The sequence below is a fragment of the Streptomyces cacaoi genome (assembly GCF_006539165.1).
Lineage (GTDB): Bacteria > Actinomycetota > Actinomycetes > Streptomycetales > Streptomycetaceae > Streptomyces > Streptomyces cacaoi.
This window is the reverse complement of the sequence record NZ_BJMM01000003.1, coordinates 218,439-237,080: the sequence shown is the minus strand read 5'-3', so window position 1 is coordinate 237,080 and position 18,642 is coordinate 218,439. Positions and strand designations below refer to the sequence as shown.

15 protein-coding genes and 2 pseudogenes are annotated in these 18,642 nt (G+C 70.6%); 10 read left to right on the top strand and 7 right to left on the bottom strand.

Features of this window, described 5'->3' with window-relative positions:
• Window position 1 precedes the first annotated feature (1 nt).
• The 5 genes from SCA03_RS04390 to SCA03_RS04370 all read left to right on the top strand — a co-directional run bounded on the left by SCA03_RS04390 (window position 2) and on the right by SCA03_RS04370 (window position 5,021).
• Window positions 2-1,411 carry an amidase gene (locus SCA03_RS04390; RefSeq protein WP_086814909.1) on the top strand — a complete coding sequence of 470 codons (1,410 nt, stop codon included), beginning with the start codon at window positions 2-4 and terminating at the stop codon, window positions 1,409-1,411.
• Window positions 1,412-1,631: 220 nt separating this feature from the next.
• Entirely contained in the window at window positions 1,632-2,636 is a 1,005-nt protein-coding gene (locus SCA03_RS04385) for a methyltransferase domain-containing protein (protein WP_086814908.1), read from the top strand.
• 54 nt (window positions 2,637-2,690) lie between these two features.
• A complete protein-coding gene (locus tag SCA03_RS04380) occupies window positions 2,691-3,713 on the top strand; it encodes a histidinol-phosphate transaminase (RefSeq protein ID WP_037849204.1) in 1,023 nt (340 codons plus the stop codon).
• Window positions 3,714-3,827: 114 nt separating this feature from the next.
• Window positions 3,828-4,046 carry an MbtH family protein gene (locus SCA03_RS04375; protein WP_030878579.1) on the top strand — a complete coding sequence of 73 codons (219 nt, stop codon included), beginning with the start codon at window positions 3,828-3,830 and terminating at the stop codon, window positions 4,044-4,046.
• A gap of 18 nt (window positions 4,047-4,064) precedes the next feature.
• Complete coding sequence (locus tag SCA03_RS04370) at window positions 4,065-5,021, top strand: TauD/TfdA family dioxygenase (protein ID WP_230988477.1); 957 nt, start codon at window positions 4,065-4,067, stop codon at window positions 5,019-5,021.
• A gap of 187 nt (window positions 5,022-5,208) precedes the next feature.
• On the opposite strand, the gene SCA03_RS04365 is transcribed toward SCA03_RS04370, so the two are convergent.
• Together SCA03_RS04365 and SCA03_RS04360 are read right to left on the bottom strand one after the other, a co-directional pair.
• Window positions 5,209-6,189 (bottom strand): ArsR/SmtB family transcription factor, encoded by a 981-nt coding sequence (locus SCA03_RS04365; protein WP_086814907.1) that lies wholly within the window; start codon window positions 6,187-6,189, stop codon window positions 5,209-5,211.
• 687 nt (window positions 6,190-6,876) lie between these two features.
• Window positions 6,877-7,800: a LysR family transcriptional regulator gene (locus SCA03_RS04360; RefSeq protein ID WP_086817737.1), complete on the bottom strand. Its 924-nt coding sequence runs from the start codon at window positions 7,798-7,800 to the stop codon at window positions 6,877-6,879.
• Window positions 7,801-8,009: 209 nt separating this feature from the next.
• Here SCA03_RS04360 and SCA03_RS04355 point away from each other — a divergent pair, with 209 nt between their 5' ends.
• Window positions 8,010-8,471 carry a tautomerase family protein gene (locus tag SCA03_RS04355; RefSeq protein WP_086817735.1) on the top strand — a complete coding sequence of 154 codons (462 nt, stop codon included), beginning with the start codon at window positions 8,010-8,012 and terminating at the stop codon, window positions 8,469-8,471.
• Here SCA03_RS04355 and SCA03_RS04350 read toward each other — a convergent pair.
• From SCA03_RS04350 to SCA03_RS04330, 4 genes and pseudogenes are all read right to left on the bottom strand, one after another.
• On the bottom strand, window positions 8,431-9,345 hold the full coding sequence (locus SCA03_RS04350; protein WP_086817736.1) for an alpha/beta fold hydrolase: 915 nt from the start codon (window positions 9,343-9,345) through the stop codon (window positions 8,431-8,433). The two genes, SCA03_RS04355 and SCA03_RS04350, sit on opposite strands and share 41 nt — an antisense overlap.
• A gap of 309 nt (window positions 9,346-9,654) precedes the next feature.
• Window positions 9,655-10,875, bottom strand: a complete 1,221-nt coding sequence (locus SCA03_RS04340) for an FAD-dependent monooxygenase (RefSeq protein WP_086815617.1) — start codon at window positions 10,873-10,875, stop codon at window positions 9,655-9,657.
• Between the two features lie 131 nt (window positions 10,876-11,006).
• A pseudogene (locus SCA03_RS04335) lies at window positions 11,007-12,392 on the bottom strand (MFS transporter).
• An 885-nt stretch (window positions 12,393-13,277) separates the two neighbouring features.
• Window positions 13,278-13,922, bottom strand: a complete 645-nt coding sequence (locus SCA03_RS04330) for a dihydrofolate reductase family protein (protein ID WP_030884889.1) — start codon at window positions 13,920-13,922, stop codon at window positions 13,278-13,280.
• A 236-nt stretch (window positions 13,923-14,158) separates the two neighbouring features.
• Here SCA03_RS04330 and SCA03_RS04325 point away from each other — a divergent pair, with 236 nt between their 5' ends.
• Window positions 14,159-15,370, top strand: a complete 1,212-nt coding sequence (locus SCA03_RS04325) for an esterase/lipase family protein (protein ID WP_158102297.1) — start codon at window positions 14,159-14,161, stop codon at window positions 15,368-15,370.
• A gap of 339 nt (window positions 15,371-15,709) precedes the next feature.
• Here SCA03_RS04325 and SCA03_RS04320 read toward each other — a convergent pair whose 3' ends face one another.
• Window positions 15,710-16,282, bottom strand: a complete 573-nt coding sequence (locus tag SCA03_RS04320; protein ID WP_030884886.1) for a TetR/AcrR family transcriptional regulator — start codon at window positions 16,280-16,282, stop codon at window positions 15,710-15,712.
• Window positions 16,283-16,428: 146 nt separating this feature from the next.
• On the opposite strand from SCA03_RS04320, the gene SCA03_RS04315 reads away from it, so the two are divergent.
• From SCA03_RS04315 to SCA03_RS04305, 3 genes and pseudogenes are all read left to right on the top strand, one after another.
• The gene (locus SCA03_RS04315; protein WP_030884883.1) at window positions 16,429-17,166 is read left to right on the top strand and encodes an SDR family oxidoreductase; all 738 of its coding nucleotides are present in this window, start codon (window positions 16,429-16,431) and stop codon (window positions 17,164-17,166) included.
• A gap of 79 nt (window positions 17,167-17,245) precedes the next feature.
• Window positions 17,246-17,883: pseudogene (locus tag SCA03_RS04310) on the top strand (transposase); the annotation flags it as partial.
• 48 nt (window positions 17,884-17,931) lie between these two features.
• A complete protein-coding gene (locus SCA03_RS04305) occupies window positions 17,932-18,558 on the top strand; it encodes a GyrI-like domain-containing protein (RefSeq protein WP_086815613.1) in 627 nt (208 codons plus the stop codon).
• Window positions 18,559-18,642 lie beyond the last annotated feature (84 nt).

The window sequence follows — 18,642 nt, the reverse complement described above, 5'->3', positions numbered from 1 at the left end:
AATGAACGCACTGACCGAACAGACCCGTTGGCTCGACGCGACCGACCAGGCCGCACTCGTCGCGTCGGGGGAGGTGAAGCCCGGCGAACTCCTCGACGCGGCGATCGAACGGATCGAGCGGTTCGACCCGGACCTCGGCGCCGTCACCTCGCGGTACTTCGACCAGGCGCACGCCGCCGCGGCGGCGCCCCCGACCGGGCCACTGGCCGGTGTTCCGTTCCTGATCAAGGACGTGTTCGCCGACGTCGCGGGGCAGGTCTGCACCGACGCCAACGTCGCGCTCAAGGCGCAGGCCCGGCCGGCCACGGCGGACAGCCCACTGGTGGCGCGCTACCGCGCCGCCGGCCTGATCTTCGCCGGACGGACGGCGAGCAGCGAGTTCGGTACCGTGCCCGCCGCCGAGTCCACCGCCTGGGGAGCCACCCGCAACCCGTGGAACACCGCGCTCTCGCCCGGCGGCTCCAGCGGTGGCTCAGCGGCCGCCGTGGCCGCCGGGATGGTGCCCGCCGCCCACGGCAACGACGCGGCCGGCTCGATACGCATCCCGGCCGCCTGCTGCGGACTTGTCGGCCTCAAGCGCTCCGGGGCGGGTGCGCGGACGGCCGTCGCATCCGTGCAGGACCTGTTCGCCGAGCTGGCCGTGACACGGTCGGTGCGCGACACCGCACTGCTGCTGGACATCGCACACGGCGACGAGGGGACGGCCCCCGCCGGCGGCTACCTCGCCGAGCTGGGCGCCGATCCGGGCCGGCTGCGCGTCGGCCTGCTCGACACCCGGCCCGACGGTGCACCGGTGCACCGGGACTGCGCCGAGGCCGCACGTTCGACGGCCCGGCTGATGGAGTCGCTCGGGCACCAGGTCGAGCCCGGCTTCCCGGCCGCGCTGAGCGCATCGGCGCTGGACCGGCTGCTCCCGGCGTTCTGGTCGTCCGGCATGGCCGACGTTCTTCGTGGCCTCGCCCGCCAGTTGGGGCGCGAGGCCACCGAGGCGGAGGTGGAGCCGCTCAACTGGGCTCTCGCCACGATGGGCGCCGAGGTGACCGCCGAGGAGCGGCAGGCCGCACAGGACGGTGTCGCCGACTTCGCCCGGTCCGTCGTCAGCTGGTGGGACGACCACGATCTGCTGCTCACCCCGACGGTGGCCGAGCCGCCGGTGCCGTCCGGCACGCTCGGGCCCGACCGGGCGAACCCGCTGGCCCCGCTCCAGCGCGCCGAGCAGTTCGCGCCGTTCACCCCGTTCGCCAACTTCGCCGGCCTGCCCGCGATCTCCCTGCCCCTGCACACCGACGCCGACGGCCTGCCGATCGGTGTCCACCTGGTGGCCGCTCCGGGCCGCGAGGACCTGCTGCTGCGGGTGGCCGCGCAGCTGGAGACCGCGGCGCCGTGGCAGGACCGCCGCCCGGCGCTGTAGTCCCCGCGGCGGGCCGGCCCCGGCGTGCCCCCGCGCGGTGCCGTGCACGGCACCGCGCGGGAATGTTCGCGTGAGCTTACGAAGGTGGCACGCGCTCCCGAGCCAGGTAACAGTGGCTTCCCATTGCGGTCCGGCGGTGAAATCCCCCGCGGGCCCCGCGAGAAGCGAGCCGCCCATCGGGGAGCGGCTCATCTCCACACGGGAACGGAGTCACTCCTCCATGAGCGACGGAGTCACCGAATTCGAGAAATCCGCGCAGCTCTTCAACTCGTCCATCGCCGGCTGGGCGGTGAGTGCGGCCTGGGACATCGATCTCTTCCAGGCGCTCACCGAGGCGGACGGGATCGACATACCGTGGTTCGCGAAGAAGGAGGAGATGCACGAGCCCTCGCTGCGTGCCCTCCTGCGTGCGCTGTCCTATGCCGAGGTCGTGACCGTGGACGCCGACCGGGTCTCCCGGGGACGCACCTTCGAGGAATTCGCCCGGTCCAAGGGGCTTTTCCAGTGGCTCACCAAGGGCTACGCCTCGCTTTTCCGGCGCATGGGCGAGGTCACCTACGACAGACACCGCACCGGCGATTTCATCCGGCGTGACAGCACCGCCGTGAGCATCGCCTGCCGGGACGTCAACGACGTCTTCATGGACGCCGCGTTCACCGAGGTGCTGGCGGGGCTCGACTTCTCCGTCGCCGCCGACCTCGGATGCGGCAGCGGCGAGCGGCTGATCCAGCTGGCCCGGCGCGATCCGTCGCTGAAGTGCGTGGGCATCGACATCGCGGCGGGGGCCGTCGAGGTCGGCACCGAGGCGGTGGCGGCGAACGGCCTCCAGGACCGTGTGACCCTCATCCAGGGTGACGCCCGACAGCTCGACGGCCACCCGGAGTTCGAGGACGTCGAGCTGATGACGTCCTTCCTCATGGGCCACGACTTCTGGCCGCGGGAGAGCTGCGTCGAACTCTTCCGGGGATTCCGCACACAACTCCCCGAGCTGAAGTATTTCCTGCTGTGCGACACCCACCGGAACCCGGACGACGAGACGGCCGATCTGCCGCTGTTCACCATGGGTTTCGAGACCGCACACGCACTCATGGGCCAGTACATTCCCACCCGCGAGGAATGGGAGTCGGTGTTCGAGGAATCCGGCTGGACATGTGTGAAGCGGCACCCTTACACCACTCCGGCGAACACGGTGATCTTCCTGCTGGAGCGGGCCGACCGTGCGTGAGCACAGGACCGGCGGCGCAGCGCACAGCGGCGCAACGCACAAAGGAAGGGTGAGATGACCGCCGTCGAAGAAAGGCCCCGCACTCTCCACCGACTGGCCCTCAACGAAACGCCGTATCCACCCCTGGAACCGGTTCGCAGGGCCATGGCGGGCTGCCTTCCCGGGATGCACAGATATCCGCAGTTCTACGCGGACGACCTCATGGCCCGGATCGCGGAATGGCGCGGCGTCCCGGTGGAATCCGTCGTCGTCGGCAGCGGCTCGGTGGGGGTGGCGTACCAGACCCTCCAGGCGTTCACGGACGGCCCGGACGACGAAGTCGTCTACGGCTGGCGCGCGTTCGACGCGTACCCGATCATCACCGACATGGCGGGGGCACGCCGCGTCGAGGTGCCGCTCACCCCGGACGGCGCACAGGACCTGCCGCGCCTCCTGGCAGCGGTCACGGACCGCACGCGCGTGGTGGTGCTGTGCAACCCGCACAATCCCACCGGCACCCCGGTGCCCGCCCGGGCGCTGGAGGAGTTCCTCACGGCGCTCCCCCGGGACGTGCTGGTCGTGCTCGACGAGGCGTACATGGAGTTCGCAGCGGACGACGCCCTGCCGCAGGGGCTCGACCTGCTGAGGTCCGGGCACGGCCGTCTCGTCGTCCTGCGCACGTTCTCCAAGGCGTACGGGCTGGCCGGACTGCGCATCGGCTACGGCGTGGCCGCGCCCGCGACAGCCCGGCGCATCCGGGCCAAGTCGGTCCCGTACTCCCTCACCGAGACCGCCCGGATCGCCGTCACCGCGTCGATCGCGGCCGAGGCGGAGCTCACCGCACGCATCGCCACCCTCTCCCGGGAGCGCGCCCGGCTCCAGACCGCACTGCGCGAACTGGGCTGGCGGGTGCCGGAGAGCCGCACCAATTTCCTCTGGCTGGACGAGCCGCAGCGGTGCGCCGCCTTCCACGACGCGTGCGCCGCGGCGGGCATCGAGGTCCGCCTCTACCGGGACGAGGGCATCCGCCTGACCGTCGGCGAGCCCCGCACCAACGACCTGGTGCTGGAGACCGCACGCCGGCTCTCCGCCTCCTGAGCACCGGACCCTCAGCTCCTGAGCCCACCGGCGGGACCGCCGGGCGACGGCACCACCGGACGAACACAGCGAACGGCAACGGCCCTCCGCGGGAGGGCGCCGGAAAGGACCATCATGGCCAATCCCTTCGACGACCCGGACGGCACCTTCAGGGTCCTGGTCAACGACGAGGGCCAGCACTCGCTCTGGCCGGACTTCATCGAGGTCCCCGACGGATGGACCACCGTCCACGGCCCGGCCGACCGGGACGCCTGCGTCGCGTACGTCGACACCCACTGGACCGACATGCGGCCGGCTTCGCTCGTCGCCGGCAGCGTCCCCGCTCACTCCTAGCTCACGGGGAGAAGAAGAATGCGCAGGCTGCAACTGACCGACGCCGAGCAGACGGAGATCGTCGAACTCGTCGACCGGTTCCTCGACGCCGGACACGACTGGGAGCCGCTCAACGCGGCGGAGGCCGCCACGCTGGCGGCACCCCGGCTGCCGCTCCGGCTGCGGGAGTTCCTCGCGGGCGCCAGATCCGGCGAGTCCGACATCACGGTGGTCTCCGGCGTGCCGCTCGACCCGGAGCTGGCCGCGACACCCACCGGCTGGGAGGCGGCGGCCAAGTCCGGCGCCGGACGCCGGGAAGAGATCGCCCTGCTGCTGTGCGGCGCGGCCATGGGCGACCCCTTCGGCTGGGAGAGCCAGCAGGAGGGCCGTATCGTCCACGACATCTGCCCGGCCCCGGGCATGGAGTCCTCGCTGACGAGCGCCAGCAGCGAGAAAACGCTCTCGCTGCACACCGAGGACGTCTTCCACCCCTGCCGGGCCGACTATGTGGCGCTGCTGTGCCTGCGGAACCCGGACGGCGTGGGCACCACCATGGCCAGCGTCGACGCGGTGGAGCTGCCCCCCGAGGTACGCGTCGCACTCGCCGAGCCGGGGTTCCGCTTCTTCCCGGACGACTCGCACAGCGCGCCCGTCCCCGGCGAGGAGCCCTCCGAACACCCCAACGAAAAGGTGCTGTTCGGGCCGGAGCAGGCGCCGTACCTGCGCTTCGACGTGGACTTCATGACGGCGACCGGCCCGGAGGCCGCCGCGGCGATGGACGCGGCCGACGAGCTGCTGCGGACCTCCGGCGGACGGGTCGTCCTGCGCCCCGGCGACCTCGTCTTCATCGACAACTACAAGGTGGTGCACGGCCGGGATCCGTTCACCCCGCGCTACGACGGCGCCGACCGGTGGCTGAAGCGGGTCAACCTGCTGCGGGACGTACGCCGCCTGTACGCGGAGAGCCGGGTACGCTCCCGGCTCGTCCCCGCCTGACCGGCGCCGCCCGACCGCCCGACCGGCACGGAGCCCGTGCCGCGCACCGGAGTTCCGGCGCGGGCACGGGCTCTGTCACGCCCGGCACCGATCGCGGTCGCCCCGCCACGACGAGCCGCGGGTTCACCGGCCCGCGGGCGAGCGGGCCGACGCCGCACCGGCCGGACGCCGCCCCGGGCAGGACGCCCTACCCCACCGTCGCGGGCGGCCGGCAGCCGCCCACGGCACCGGCCGGCCCCACGACGCCCGCCAGGTTGGTCAGCATCGCCCGGCCGAACGGCGTCAGCTCGTGCCAGGCCATGTTCCGTTCCCGGCGCGTGGTGATGAGTCCCACCTTCCGCAGCACCGTCGTGTGCTGGCTGGCGCCCGGCCCGGATATCCCGGCGAGCTGGGCCAATTGACCCGTCGTCCGTCTCTCCGTCAGTGCCTGGAGCACCCTCGCCCGGCCCGCGCCGATCAGCGCGGCGAGCTGCCCGTCCCCGCCCGTCGCCGCGCTCCAGATCACCGCGGCCTCCTCCTCCGCCAGCGGCGCGGGCAGATAGAGCGTGGGCCGGGCCTCCCCCTCGTTCCGCTGCAACAGCCTGCGGCCGCGGTGCTGGAGGAAGAACGACGAGGTGATCCGCACCCCCCGCCCGGCCAGCCGCACCTCCGCGGAGCGTTCGTCGGGCAGGCTCAGCACCTGCTGCTGCCAGCTCCCCCCGCCCGGCAGATGGGAGAGCAGATCCTCCACTCCCCCGCTCGCCAGTCTCCGTCTCAACTCCTCCTGACAGCGCCAGACATGCGTCACGATCTGTCTCCAGTACGGCTCCACCGCCGTCTGCCAGAAGCAGGCCACCGCTTCGCGCAGTTGCTCGCCGGAAGCTCCCGTGCGCAGCTGGGCGGCGGAGGTGTCACGGGCGCGGCCCCGGGTGAGCCCCAGCAGCACCGACGGAGAAGGCAGGCACTGCCCCAACGGCACGAGCAGCCGCAGCAGGGAACCCAGTTCGGGACGGACCACCGCCTGCCAGTCCGACAGCGCGGCGCCGGCGGGGCCGGAGAGGGCACGTAACGCGAAGAAGGTCTCCACATGCGGGAGCACCCCCTCGCTGATGCGTACCTTGAGCAGATCCTCGTAGGTGAAGTGCAGACGCTGGTACGAGGCATGACGTCCGTTCTCGGGCACGACCATCTCTGACTCCTTTTCCGGCTGGACGACAACAGCACGCCGTACGGCGGCCGTGAAGAAAAGGCGGAAGAGTGGCGCTTGAGATCAGCGCGGCAGAACAACGGCGTGACGTGGGCCGGTGGTTCGGCACCTCAGCCATGGACCCGCACCTGCGGCCGCCTCGCTCGACGGCATGATTCCGGGCATGCGGTCACCGGTCATTCTCTTCTCCCCCGTATGGTGAAAGCACCCTGTCCCCGCGGGGGCGATCGTCGCACCACCGCATCCGGGATATGGCTGCCCGGCGCCTATATTGCCCCCTCCCACCCCACCCGGCGACCTGTCGACAATTAAGTCAGCGACACGACCTTCCCCCTGCCCGGAACCGCTGGGAGTACGAGCGATGCCGAGGGCGAAAGATCAGCGCTCCCGAGAGGCATGGCCGCAGCCCATACCATCGCCACATTGAGGCGACCTCTCAGATCCGTCTCATCGATCACCTCGCGGCGAGGACAGCGCGGAGACACTCGTCGCCAGAGGGCGTCGTACCCTGACCGATCGGCGAAGATCTCGTCGCGGAAGCAGCGGAGGGGGCCGCGCGTGCGGTCGTCGAGGTCGGAGAGCGGTGGGACGAGGACGAGGAGGACGGGCTCGGACTCGTCCTTGAGGCTCCCGCCTGGCGGGCTCCGCTCGCGTGACGGGGAGACCCGCTCACCCCTCGCAGCCCGGCAACTGCCCCAAATCGGCGGCCACTTGGCGCACGGCCTGCACCAGTGTCCGCGTGGGCTCGCCGAGAGGCCCCGGTAGGCGGACCAGGCTGATGCGTCGTATCTCCTCGGCGACGCCTTCGACGGGGACGAGGCGTACCCCGGCGGGAACGGCCGGCAGCAGTGTCGGCGCGATGGTGGTGATGCCGGCGCCGGCCGCCACCAGGTGGAGCTTGGTCAGCCAGTCGCGCGCGGTGTGGCGGACCTCGGGCCGGCCGGGCAGGCCGGGCCAGACGCCGAGGACCGGCTCGTCCGGACTGCCGGGGCCGGCGATCCACGGCGCAGCCGCGATCTCGTCGACGTCGACGCTGCCTCGTTCGCCGAACGGACCGTCCGCCGGGACGGCCACGAGCAGCCGCCCTTCCAGCAACGGCTCGACGCTCAGGGGCGGATCGTCCGTGTCGGGCGAGCGGTGCGGTGGCCTGGAGGAGAGAAGCGCGAGATCCAGGGTGCCGGCACGCAGGGCGCGCGCCAGCGAGGGCGTGGTCCCCTCCCGTGTCGCCACGTGCAGGCGCGGGTGCTCCCGGCGCAGCGTCGCCAGGGTGCGGGGGATCATCACCGCTCCGGCAGCGGGGAAGAAGCCCAGCCTGACCCGGCCCCGCCCGGCCTCCTTAGCCCCGCTCAACTCCCGGTCGGCGGCCTCCAGGGCGTCCAGCGCGACGACGGCGTGACGCAGCAGGGCGCGGCCCGGTCCGGTCAGCCGGACGCCGCCGGGGTAGCGGTCGAACAGCCGGGATCCGGCCGCCTGTTCCAGCGCGGCGATCTGCCGGGAGACGGCGGACTGCGTGTATCCGAGCGCGTCCGCCGCGGCCGTGAAGGTGCCGCGCTCCGCCACCTCGCGCAGCAGCCGCAGCCCGATCAGCGTCATCTCCATCGAGCCTCCATGAGGATTCCGCATGCCCACCATGCCGAACATTCGTTGGAAGAATACCTGCGGCGGTCCTAGCGTGAAGAACACGGACGAGCGCCGCATCGGCGGGACTTCCGGCCGCACACGGGGGACCTTCATTGCGACACAGGCGCTGTGGCGTTCGGCACGGAAAAACAGAAACAGAGCACGACGGAAGGCCGGGATCAATGCCTCTGATCAATGTCCACCTGCGCCGGGGAACCTCCCCCGAACACCGCCGGAATGTGTCCTCGGCCCTGCACAAAGCCATGGTCGATGTACTGCGCATTCCCGACGACGACCAGTTCCACGTCTTCCACGAGGTCTCGCCCGACAACTTCCATATGCAGCCGGTCGTGTTCGGCCTGCGCCGCACCGAACGCACCATGTTCATCCAGCTGTCCTTCAACCACCGGCCCGCCGAGCAGAAAGCGGAACTGTTCCGGGCGATCGTCGAGAACCTCCGGCTGCTCGCCGGTGTCCCCGAAGAGGACATCCTGATGACGATCAACGAAACGGCCGGCGAGAACTGGTGGGCCGCCGGCCGCGTCGTCGATCCCGCCACCGGCTACGACGCCCGCATGAACGGCGTCCGCACGGACGGCACCTTCACGGACGGCGCCTGCACGGACGCCGAGGCCACGGGCTGAGACCGCCGCCGGCTGCTCCGTCCAGCAGGGAGGCGAGGACCGGCTCGGCGTGTGTCCACAGCAGGGCGCCGCCGATGCCCGGCACGACCCGGTGACGGGCCCCGGGCACCCGGGCGGCGAGCAGCGTTCCGTTGTCGGGCGAATGGCTGGTGTCCTGCTCGCCGTACCAGATGTCGACGGGGACCGCGATCTCGTCGAGCGCGAGGGGCCACCGCCCCATCGCGAGGACCGTGTCACGGGCGTAACCGGCGGTGCCCTGCGCGAATCCTTCCTTCAAGGCCCTGCGGTACGCGGCAGCGAATGCAGGATCCCGGTACACGGCGAGATCGCACGCCGGGCTGTGGGAAACGACCATGTTCCACATCGCCTCCGCGGTGAATCCGGCGAAGAACGCCTCGGCGCCTGCGGGATCGCTCTCGGTCCGCTCCACGAGTTCCCGCACTTCCGCGTCCAGAAGCGCGGTGAATTCCGGCCTGGCGACCTCGTCCGCACCGGAGACGACGGCCAGCGCCGAGGCCACCCCCTCCACGGCGCAGGAAAGGGCGAAGGGCGCGCCCTGTGAATTCCCGACCACGGCCGGGTGTCCCAGTCCGCGCAGCTCACAGAGGTGACGCAGATCTCCGGCGAAGTCGGAGAAGGTCCGCCCGGGGGCGGGTGTCGAGACTCCGAGCCCCGGACGGTCCACGGAGACGAGCCGCACCCCGAGTGCGTCGACCACTCCCCCGCCGAACCCGAGCCATCTGCTCGTGGCCGCGCCGGGACAGAGCAGCACGGGCACCCCGTCCACCGGCCCCCACTCGGCCCAGCCCAGCAGCCGCCCGTCGGGCAGAACGCTTGTGCCCAGCCGGGCCGGGACGTCGATGTATCCAGTCATGATCAGCATCATGGCCGGGCACGGAAGGGCCCGCACACCCCTTTCCCCGCGCCCCGGCCCGGCCCCTGCCGCGCCGGTCGCGAGCGTCCCTCCCCACCGGCCGTCCTCGGCGCTGGTGGCCGCCACGTCCTCTTCCGCCCACGGGCGATCCGCTCACGGAGATATGTGTGTCCCGCAACGGGTTACCGGCGTTTTCCTGCAACGTCCGCGTTACGTCACGGACACACGTCAGCCGAGACAGCCGGTCGGCAGGACGGCCGCTCGGTCAGCCGGTCGGTCGCTCGGTCAGCCGCTCGGTCAGCCGGTCGGTCAGCCGGGGAACGTGGGCAGGGTGAGGGCCGAGTGGGCCGGTCGTCCCGTGCGGGAGGGCACGGTGCCGAGCCGGCGCAGCCTGGCGTTGCGCTGCTCCAGGGCCCGGGCCGTGGTGGGGAAGAGGGTGGCCTCGCCCATGCCCGCCTGGTCCTGGTTCAAGGTCACGAACTCGCGGGTGGCGTGTTCATAGGCGGCGAAGCCTGCGGCGTGGTCCCGGCCGGCCAGGGAACCGGCGAGCATGTACGCGCCGACGAGCGCGAGGCTGGTGCCCTGGCCGGTCAGGAACGACGGGGCGTAGGCGGCGTCGCCCACCAGCGCGACCCTGCCCTGTGACCAGCGGGGCATCCGGATCTGGCTGACCACGTCGAGGAACAGGTCGTCCGCGTCGCGCAGGGCGGTGATCAGGCCGGGGACCTCCCAGCCCGCGTCCGCGAACTGCGCGGCGAACAGCTCCCGTTGACCTGCGGTGGTACGGAACGCCGCGGTACCGAAGGGCGGTTCGGGCCGGGCACAGGCCAGGAACGCGTGCACGTCGTCGCTGTCCCCCACGGCGTAGAGGGCCGCTGCCCTGCCCGGAGTGTTCCACATCGTCACCTCGTGGGAGAGGCCGAAGGTGTTGCGCAGGGTGAACACGGCGAAGCAGTAGCCGAGATACCGGTGGAACCGCTCCTCGGGGCCGAACAGGAACTCCCGGGTGCGCGAGTGCAGACCGTCCGCGCCGAAGACCATGTCGAACGTACGGCTGCCGCCCCTGCGGAAGGTGACATCGACCCCGTGGCCGGACTGGTCGAGGGCGTCGACGGAGTCGTCGAAGAGGAACTCCACCTCGTCACGGACCGCCGTGTGCAGGGCATCGGCCAGGTCCCCGCGCCGCACCTCCAGATCGTGTCCCTGGACACTTCCGGCGACGGCGTGCGGGCTGAGCGAGGCCACGTGGCCGCCGTCCCCGTCGAGAAAGGTGATCCGACGCGAGTCGACATGGGCGTCCCTCAGCCGGGGCAGGATCCCCATCCTCCGGACGACCTCCAGGGCGGTGCCCCGCACATCGACGGGGTAGCCCCCGCTCCGCGGCGTGCCGGCCTTCTCCACCACCGTCACGGCGTATCCGTAGCGGTTCAGCCAGAACGCCAGGGCGGGCCCGGCGATACCGGCCCCCGATATCAGGACCTTGCGCCTCGCGGCGGAGCGGGCGCCTGCCGACAGACCGGCGAATACCATGCGTTGACTCCTTTGTTTCCATGCTGCGGATGTGGCCGCGAAGGTCGTCATGCCGCGGGCTTGTGCACGGTGTCGTCGTGCCGCGGGCTTGGTCACGGTGTCGTCGTGCCGCGGGCTTGGTCACGGTGTCGTCATGCCGCGGGCCTGTTCACGGTGCGGACGGCGAGCAGGGAGAGGGCCGTGACGGCACCGGCGACGACGAAGCCGGTGACGAAGGCCGATTCGGCCGGGGTTTCCGTCCCGGGACGGGTCCCCGCGGTGAGGAAGGCACCGCTGACCTGTGCGCCGGCGGCGAAGCCGATCACGCGGGCCACCAGGACCAGGCCGGTGGCGGTGCCGGTGCTGCCCTGATCGACGGCGGTGGCGGTCCTGACGACCATCGCCGTGACGCAGACCCCGCCGGCCAGCGCGACCAGGGTCTTGCCGACGACGAGATGTCAGACCTCGGTGTGCACACACGCCATGGCGGCCAACGTGGCCGTCATGACGCCGATTCCGGTGGCGACGACGGCGTGCGAGCCGAACCGCCGCGCCGCGATCCCACCGAGCGGGCCGCTGACCGCGCCCGCGACGGCGGCGGGCAGCAGATACCGCCCGATGTCGGTGGCGCCGGCGGCGAAGCCGTATCCGTCGCCCGACACCGCGAACAGCTGCGGAACGAGATACATCGACGCCGAGGTGCCCACGCAGACGGCAAAGGTGACCACGTAGGAGCGCCACACCGCCGGCCTCGCCACCAGATCCGGATCGACCATCGGCGAGGCCGAACGGCGTTCGACGAGGACCCAGCCGGTCACGAGCAGAGCCAGCAGCACGGCGAGGGCACCGAGCACCAGCGGACGGCCGCCGATCTCGGGCGCCATCGAGAGCCCGAGCATGAGCGTCAGCAGAACGCCGCTCAGCAGCGCCAGGCCGGGCCAGTCGATCCGCGCCGTCGAGCCCGTCGGCGGATCGTCCGGCATCAGCCTGTGGACGCACAGCGTCGCCACGACGATCACGCACGTCGGTACCGCGAACATCCAGTGCCGGGACAGCCCTTCCGCGAGGGGTCCGGCGATCAACGTGCCCAGCATGCCGCCGCCCACGAACAGCCCGCTGACCACCCCGATGGCCACCTGGGACTCCCCCGTCGACAGGTGCCGGCGCACCAGGACGAACGAGAGCGGCATCGCCCCGACCATCGCGCCCTCCAGCACCTGACCGAGCAGCAGCACCGCCGGATTCGGCGCCAGCGACGACACCAGACCCCCGGCCGCAACCACCGTCATCAGCCGCAGCATGACGCGCTTCCCGCCGTAGCGGTCACCGAGGCTTCCCGCGACGGGGGTGACGAGGGCGCCGGTGACGAGCATCGCGATGCTGAGCATCGCCCCCTGGGCCGGGCTCATGGACAGTTCCCGCTGCAACAGCGGGAGCGTCGGCGCCACCACCGACTCCAGGGCCCCGGTGGCCGCCGCCAGCAGACCGAGAGCCCAGACGGCGCCCTTCCCGACACGGACCGGCCCTCCCGGCTCCACTCCCGAGCGGCCCAACTCCTGCCCCGCGCCTGTGCACTCGACCACGTGCGCCCTTTCGTCGAAGAGAGCCGCACGCTAGAGAGCGGGGGTTCCGCCACACATCACTCCCCGGAGCCAGGGTGTGGGCCATACCGAGGTGGGACGGGGGTGAGAGGAGCCGCTGCGGGGCGAGGCGTCCGTGGCACCGTCTGCGGGGGCCGCCGGGTTCCGGCAGCGCGCGGCCCGGCCCAACTGTGGTGCCATCAGGAGCCGATGGTCCGCACGCCGACCGCACATCCACCGCCACATGGCGGCTGCTCGTGCGGACTTCGGCGTCAGGCGTACCCGGCCGGTAGTGAGCCCTGGCAGAACCTCCGCTGAGCCGCAGTCCAGCAAGGGAGTTCCCTGCTGGGGCCCTGTGTCGCAGGCGTGCGTAAGCACAGTCGGCGAGTGTTCCCCCGGCGCGGGAACCTCCCGAAGGAGCCAGCCCCACCGCGCATCTGCCCAGCGCGCGGTGCGTGCCGCGGCTCCTTCCTCGCGCTCGGTCAGCACCGGCTCGGCGCGGGCGCCGGTTCCGGACACCGTGCCGCTGCCGGCGCTCCGCCCCGTCCCCATCCCGCTCCCCTCCCTGTCGGCGGCCCCTGGGACGCGCAGGTCCGGCAGAGCGCGCCGTCAGTCGAGGGCAGACAGGTGAGGCGGTCCGGAGCTCCCCGACAGCCCCTGGCACATGAGCCCGCAGTAGGGCCCCTACGCGGCGCGGCGCTCCGCCGCGAGCCTTCCTCGTGCTCCGACTTCGGCACGGGGGTGCCTGAACCGGCGCCACAGCACAGACCACGGCTGAAACGGAACGCGGCGCGCCCCGCGGACCTCCCCGCGGGGCGCCCCTCGTCGTCACGCACCACCTGCTCACCTGCGCCAGAACAGGTGGTGCGTCACCCCGCTCGGGCTGGGCACGACCTCCAGGTGGAACCGGTCCGACAGCTCCTCGGGGGACTCCCAGAGCCGTAGTCCGGACCCGAGCTTCACCGGCGAGACCGCCACGTGCAGGGTGTCGACCAGATCGGCGTCGAGGAACTGCCGGATGGTGGTGACCCCGCCGCCGAGCCGGACGTCCTTCCCCCGCGCCGCCTCCCGCGCACGCTCCAGAACCGCGGCCGGGGAGCCGTCGACGAAGTGGAACGTGGTGTCGGAGAGCGTGAACGACGGCCGCTCGTGGTGGGTCATGACGAACACCGGGGTGTGGAAAGGAGGTTCGTCACCCCACCAGCCGCGCCACTCGTGGTCCTGCCAGGGCCCGCGCTGGGGCCCGAACTTGTTGCGGCCCATGATCTCGGCACCGATGTTGCGTGCGAAGTCCCGCGTGAAGTAGTCATCGAGGCCCCGGCTCCCGCCGGGGTCGGTACGCCCCGGCCAGCTCGCCGTCGCACCGGCCCAGGCGAACAGCTCCCCGGGATCGACATGGCCGAACGGCCTCTCCGGACTCTGCTCCTCACCGGCACCGATCCCGTCACTTGAGACGGTGAAGTTCTGGACCCTCAGCAGCTGAGCCACCTGTTCCTCCTGTGTGGTCGACAACAGACGTAGGACTCCCCGACCACGAAAAACTCATCGCTGCCACCGAAACCGACACCGGGCACTCGCGGCTCCTCGCCCCGATCCCCACCAAGGCCGCCGAGATATCACCGCATCCAGCGGTTTTCCGGTTCCGTGCGCATTCGTACGCCGGTGCACAGGAGAGACCCTCTTCGGGCCGACGGGGCTCCGCCTTCCCAGAAGGGATGCATGTGGTGAAAGGGAAACCCGTACAGGTGTCGCTGGCGCTGGCTCTGTTGTCGGCCATTGCTCTGGCGGTGCAGCCGGCGACCGCGGCGCCGTCCCTCCAACAGAAGTTCAAGCACCGGCCCATCGTCTTCGTGCACGGCTACAACTCCGCGTCCGGCGTATGGGGAAACATGATCGACTACGCCGCCGACTACGGATACGACCGGGGCGAACTCCACGCCTTCAACTACAGCGACCTGACCTACAAGGGAAGCAGGACCGAGATCGAGGCCATCGCCAAGAACCGTCTCGCGCCGTACGTCACGGACCTGGCGAAGAAATCCCCCGACGGCAAGGTGGACATCGTCGCCCACTCGATGGGAGGACTGGTGGCCCGTGCCTATCTGCGCTGGTACGGCGGCGCAGCACTCACCAAGCACTACGTGGCCATGGGCACCCCTCAGCACGGGGCCGCCGTGGCCAATGCCCTCAAGATCCTGTGCGGGGCCGCCTTCGACGTCCAGTGCAAACAGATGCAGGTCGACTCCGACTTCATCAAGGCACTGAACAGCAAGGACGGGCCCGGTCCGACACCAGGGCCCACCAAGTACGCCACGTTCCGGTCCAACATCGGGGACGAGCCGTACGCCAGCGCGTGCGACGAGCTGCAACTCGGCTGGCCCTGGGCGACACTGGGCAACGCGACCAACAGGGTCAGCCCGTGCATCGCCCACGGGGACTTCTACCACGACCCGTGGACCCAGCGGCGGTCCCTGGATTTCCTCCAGGACAGCGCGAACACCCCGCAGTGGGTGAAAACCGAGTGCACCAACCTCACCCATGCGAAAGAGAAGGACAACTGGGTCGAGGCGTTCGTCGAAACCTGCCTGGTGGGCCGTAAGAAGAACAATCGCACGACGGTGGGCCCCGAGCTGAGCATCCGCGGCTGCGGCTACCGCCGCTACTTCTGGAAGCAATGGCACTACACGGGCCCGAACCAGTCGTGCTTCTTCCACGCCGTCGTGGATGTCGCCAAGAACGGCAACCCCGCCATTCAGGCCGGGGACAACGGACCGCGCCGCAGCCGAACCATCGACACCGACTTCAACAAGAGCGACGCCTACACCGGAGCGGCCGTCTACACCGACAGGTACAAGTCCCTGCACATCAGCGCGTTCCACGAAGGCAAATCGATCGACATGCCGGGCTGGCGGTCGCCGTCACTGGCCATGCCCTGAACCGATCGACGAGCCGCGCCCGCCCGGCGGGCCGATGCCGAATGGAACCCCGCCGCTCCCCATCGCCGGGAACGGCGGGGCATCGCCGGGAACGGCGGGACCGTTCGCAGACGGCTCAGAGGGGCCCGGGGCCCACGCCCGGCCGCTACGGCTTCACCACCGGTGCCCCGGCCGTCACCGGCGCCCCGGCCGTCGACGCACTGCGCCCGCTGCACGCCCCGGACCCGCCTGAGCCGGACGAGGCCGATGCCGATGCCGACACCGATGCCGTCACCGACGAGGAACAGCGCGACCCGGGCGGACCCCTGCGAGAGCAGGACAGGGAACGCCCGTGCGTCCTCACGCACCGGTCTTGAGGCCGTCCAGGAGAAGGTCGAGCAGGCGTTCCGCCTGCTGTCGGTGTTCCGCGCCCGCCGACGTGAGGGCGATGCCCTCCAGCGCCGCGCTGATGTCGGTGGGAGGGATGTCGGCCCGGATCGTCCCGGCCGCCACGCAGGCATCCATGAGGGTGGTGACGGCCGCCAGGATCATCTCCCTGCTGTGGCCGTAGGGGTTGCTTCCCGTGGCGGCGATGGCACGCAGGGCGTCGATCATCCCGTACTTCGTGGCGACGTAGTCCAGGAAGAGGCGCGTCCACGAACGCAGGGCCTCGTCGGGCGACTTCTGCTCCAGCAGGGAAGAGACGGCCTCGCACAGCTGGGCCACCTCGTTGCGGTAGACCGCCTCGACGAGCGCTTCCCGGGTGGGGAAGTTGCGGTACAGGGTCGCGCTGCCCACGCCCGCCTCCTTGGCGATGCGGTCCATCTGCGCACTCAGGCCCTCCGTGGTGAACACGCGTGCGGCAGCGGTGAGGATCTTGTCCCTGTTGCGCTGTGCGTCGGCACGCAACGGGCGGTGCGCTTCGGCGGCCATCCTTATCGGCTCTCCTTCCCGGGGTGCCCCGGACTTGCTAAGTGGGGGCGACCCCACTTAACGTTCAGGCAAGTGGGGGCGCCCCCAGTTTACTGCGGGTCACGCGACGCCCCGCCCACACGCACGCCTCTCGGAAGGAACTGATCATGCCGACCCTCCGGGGCAAGGTCATCGCGATCACGGGTGCCAGCAGCGGCATCGGTGAGGCGACCGCGCATCTCCTCGCCGACAAGGGAGCCCGGCTCGTGCTCGGAGCCCGGCGCGAGGACCGGCTGAGCGCCGTGGTGGACGGCATCACGGCCACGGGCGGAACCGCCACCGGCGTCCTCACCGACGTCACACGCCGCGCGGACCTCCGCCGCCTGACCGATACCGCCGTCGAGCAGTACGGGCGCCTCGACGTCCTCGTCTCCAACGCCGGCACCATGGCGGTGTCCCCGTTCGACGAACTGCGCCAGGACGACTGGGACGCCATGGTCTCCACACACATCACCGGCCTGCTCAACGGCATCGGAGCAGCCCTCCCCGTCTTCCGCCGGCAGGGCTCCGGCCACTTCGTCAACGTCAGCTCCACCGCCGCCCACGTCGTCAAATCCCCCCAAGCCGTCTACGCGGCCACCAAGACGGCGGTGAACGTGCTCTCCGAGGGCCTGCGCCAGGAATCGGGTCCCGACCTGAGCGTGACCGTCGTCTCGCCCGGCTTCACCCACACCGAGGGCGTCGGCAAGGGAGCCAGCCCCGAGGTCTCCTCGGCGATGACGCAGATGCGCGACGAGATCGCGATGCCGCCCTCCGCCGTCGCCTCCGCCATCGGCTACGCGATCGAGCAGCCCGCCGGCGTCGACATCAACGAGATCGTCGTCCGCCCCACCGTGCAAGCCTGACCCTGCCCCAAAACACCGCCGGGCCGGTCGCGGTGAAGGCGCCGCGTAAACGACAGGCGCGTGGACGGGGCGACGGGTCGAGCGGTTCGCGCTCGCCGAGGGGCCTCACGAGTCGACCGAGTCCTGTGCGGACGTGCCGCGCGACTGCCGCCGGCACGGCATACCGGATCCCGAACTCGTCGTCGGCGACGGCACGATGGGCGTGTGGCGGGCTCTCGCGGAGGTGTTTCCACAGGCCAGGCACCAAAGGTGCTGGGTCCAAAAGCCCGGAGCGTGATCAACGCCCTGCCGAAGACGGCTGAGTCCGGCGCGAAGAAGGCCCTCCGGGAAATCAACGCCCAGGACCACAACCACGCCGAGAAGGCTGTCCGCGACTTCGAGGGCGCCTACGGCGCGGAGTGGCCGAAGGCGGCGCAGAAGATCACCAGCGAGGTCGACGTGCTCCTCGCGTTCTGCGACTTCCCGGCCGAACACCGGTTGCACCTGCGCACGACAATCCCGATGGAGGGTACTTTCAGCACCGTGAAACGCCGGACGAAGGTCACCCACGGGAGCGGCAGCGCGGCTGCGTCCCTGGCCATGGTGTTCACGCTGACCGGGTCCGCCTTGGCTCGCCCACGCGCGATCACCGCGCCCCACCTCGTCGCCCTCGTCCGCAACGGCACCCGCTTCAAGAACGGTCACCTCGTCGAACATCCCGAGGGCACCGCAGCCTGAACACCTCTGCTGATCCGTGATGACAATTACTCACAGGAGTTCCTCGGCATGACTACCAAGTACGACGTCAAGCGCGAGCTCAAGAAGTGCTACTCACCCAAGAACACTGACTGGGAGCTCGTCGACATCCCCGAGCTCCATTTCCTCGCCATCGACGGGCACGGCGACCCCAACACCGCATCCGCGTACCGCCACGCGGTCGAGGCGCTCTACGCGGTCGCCTACACCACCAAGTTCGCGAGCAAAGGCGACCTCGGCAAGGACTTTGTCGTGGGCCCACTTGAGGGACTGTGGTGGGCGGACGACATGAACGACTTCCTGGCCAGGCTCAAAGACAACTGGCGATGGAGACTGCTCATCAACATCCCCGGCTGGATCACTGGCGACATGATCGAAGACGCCAAGCACACCGCCCTGACCAAGAAGACGCTTCCGGCCATCCAGGACGTTCGGTCAGAGACGCTGCACGAGGGCACCAGCGCCCAGGTCCTCCACATCGGCCCTTACGACGACGAGACACCGATCCTGACCAGGCTGCACCAGGACTACCTCCCTGCCAACAACTTGCAGGAGGCGGGGTTGCACCACGAGATCTACCTCAGCGACCCACGCAGGACTGACCCCGCCAAGCTCAGGACGATTCTGCGGCAACCCGTAGAAGCGCAATCCGGTTGAGGGACGTCGGCCTGTTCAGCGGAGCTCGATGCCCGCGAGCGAGTTTGCAGAACAGTGCTCTTCGAACGACCGGAAGAAATCAGA